General features: G+C 50.9%; 2 protein-coding genes and 1 tRNA gene. All 3 read right to left on the minus strand.

Translation table 11 applies throughout. The features are described from left to right. Positions 1–249: 249 nt before the first annotated feature. A complete protein-coding gene (locus ACOCD2_RS15850) occupies positions 250–921 on the minus strand; it encodes an endonuclease/exonuclease/phosphatase family protein (RefSeq protein WP_293649515.1) in 672 nt (223 codons plus the stop codon). Between the two features lie 491 nt (positions 922–1,412). Continuing rightward, positions 1,413–1,489, minus strand: a tRNA-Met gene (locus tag ACOCD2_RS15855). Between the two features lie 154 nt (positions 1,490–1,643). Continuing rightward, positions 1,644–2,690: a phospholipase D-like domain-containing protein gene (locus tag ACOCD2_RS15860; RefSeq protein WP_293652887.1), complete on the minus strand. Its 1,047-nt coding sequence runs from the start codon at positions 2,688–2,690 to the stop codon at positions 1,644–1,646. Between the last annotated feature and the right edge of the window lie 117 nt (positions 2,691–2,807).

The raw sequence follows: 2,807 nt of genomic DNA on the forward strand, positions 1-2,807 counted from the left end.
CCAATTGAATTCGGGGGGATTATAATAGAGGCCGCTATCACAAGAAGGTGTTGCACCAGTACCAAGGACACTAATCACCCCCAACCTTGTCCATTCCCAGCCATTCGGTAGTTCAAGCGGCTTTTCCTCCTCCGCAATCTCCAACGCCTGCTTCAGCAGCGAAAGGTATCCTGTGGAGCAAGTACGAGCCACGCTGAACGGGGCGCTGTTTGTCAGATAGAGCGGTGCCGAGAACTGCCAGAAAAGTACCTAGCGAGACTCCTTTACACCAATTGTGGCAATGATCGCGTTATGATCCGATAACACATCGGTGAGTACTTCATGGCTGACGAACTCCAGGTCATTCGAGATCAGTATCCAGTCCAGACGCCGGTCGCTGGAGCGGTAGGTACCCAGATCCCGTGCTTCAGGCATGAAAACATGCAGTCCATTGCTGGCAGCCAATGTCTGGACCACTTGTTCTTCGGCAAACCAGTCGCTGTTGAAGTCTCCCAGAATGATGGCCGAATGATTTCGCCCCGAAAGCAGTTTTCCCATCTCTCTGATCTGGTATTCCCTCACCGATTTCCGGGAGAAATCCAGGTGTACGGATGCCACGTCCACAAGCATCGGACTACCCTGCCTCCCTTCCGGTTGCCAGGCAATCTGCCCCAGTGTAAACCCCTTGTTTATCGTGGGTGGTGAGGGTTTGAATGTGTGATGAACGACATCCAGAAACGGTTTGCGGGACAACAAAGCGGTGCCGTAGCTGAACAGCATGCTGACAGCATGGCTCGTTCGGACATAGTTCAGATAGCCTGCTTCTTTTGCCAGCATGGCAACATGATCGAAACCACCACTCCAAAGTGAAGCACCATCTGCTTCCTGGAGTGCGACGATATCGGCATCCTCTCGTTTGAGAACCACCGCAATATCCTGCAAATTCGCGATTCCCTGAGAAACAGCTGGTTTGTGCCATCCTTCCTGCCATGCGCGAGGTTCAGGCTCAACACCTTCAGCGTTTTCCTGTGGATGGTTTTGTCTGGCATCGCAGACTGATGAAGAACGTGCTCGGGCTGAGACATAGTGGTACAGGTCACCAGTATCAGGGGTAATACCATCGAACCGGCAATCAATATCAGTTTTTTCAGCATGATCTGCAGTTCCTGGTCGATCTTTCTGAAGAAACCGGTTCTTCAGGAAACGGGGCGTGTCCCGTAAGAGCCGAGCAATTGCTGCAAGGATGTTATAGCGATAAGAGAAACCCAGCAAAAGTCTGTGGGATGGAAGATCTATAAAGCGCTTCCCGCAGAGACTTCTTTTACATCGATTTCGCCAATCTCAATATTCCCGATCGACTGATAATTCAGGCACCGCCCAAACACAAAAAAAACTCAACCACCGCTAAGTGATTGAGTTTCCTTGATAAATATTGGTAGCGGGGGCAGGATTCGAACCTACGACCTTCGGGTTATGAGCCCGACGAGCTGCCAGACTGCTCCACCCCGCAACTGACCGAGCACATTCTACTCAAAATGCGTTTTTTGGCAAGCATTATCTGCAGATATTTTTCACCAGCCTCCCATGACCCTGTTTTCCTGAAATTCCGACGGGTATTTCAGGTCCTGGAATTCTTTGTCTGTCTGCAAATCAGTTCATCAAAATTAGATGAGCCAGTCCAGCCCTGTGGCCCGCATGAACTTGTAAATAACACGCTGATTGCGGGTAGACCACCCTTTCAGGCCACGGACCTGCATCACTTCCTTGCGCATCTGCAGCCATTCCGGCGTACCCCATCTGTAGGAGGTTGCTTTCAATGATTCAAAGAAGGAATCGAGAATGGCGTCTACTTTGCGATTCTCGTAAAAAACCCCCATTTCATTGTTGAACAACCGGGATCGGTAGTCAAAATTCGAGGTGCCGACAAAGCCCCCGTTTCCATCAACGATGAATTTGGCGTGAAGCTTTCCATAATGTGCATTGCCGTGACCCAACAGTTGGGCATCCAGCTTTCCGGTCTGGTAGATAAATATCTGTGGATTGTTGATCTGCTTTTTCCATTCGTCACTGTTGGTCAGGGTCTGCTCCATCTCTCCGCTCTGCAAGCCTGACAACCAGGCCTTTTTCAGCTCTGCCGACAGCAGCAGGCGTGGTCCCAGCTCCATATCGATGATGGATTGGGCGAAGAAATTGTCACTGGTAAGCACGGAGTTGGTGATGACCTCAAGCCTGCCGCCAGGGTGTTCCGCAAGCCACCTGTGTATATCGCTGACATTGTCGGTAACGACATTTCCTTCACTGTCATAGTATTTGGCCATGAACAGATAAGGTGATACCAGGCGCAGCCTCGACTCCTTGTCCAGATCCTCACCAAACTCAGCAATCAGAGATATGATGGAATTTGGATTGTGTTCCAGGTTGCTGCCTGTCTCGGTGACTACATTGCGATTGGTCAGGTTTGCCAGCTCGTGTGCCAGCCGCACCTTGGAGCGGTAAAAGCCGGTTCTCATGTATTCCGGCATATCCTTCAGCTGTCTGGCGATCTCCGGATACGACTTGAGTTTGGCCAGGCTCTCCTGAGCCTTTTTCCGATCCCCGATGAACGGGTCCTTGGAGAAGAACACGTAATCCTCCGCATACTCCGGATAGACAGGGCGTACGCGCTTATTGCCTTTGTACAGGAAAAGCAGGGTGTAGTAGATTTCACTCAAGCGTGTCTTCGGCCTCGTGATAGATTTTGGGACATCCCAGTCCCCAAAATCGACTCAGCCTTTGACAACCTATTTGTGCCCCAGCCGTCCTGGTCACCAAGCACTACGCAACAACTT

Origin of the sequence: Thiolapillus sp. (assembly GCF_048562965.1) — a bacterium.
Lineage (GTDB): Bacteria > Pseudomonadota > Gammaproteobacteria > Chromatiales > Chromatiaceae > Thiolapillus > Thiolapillus brandeum_A.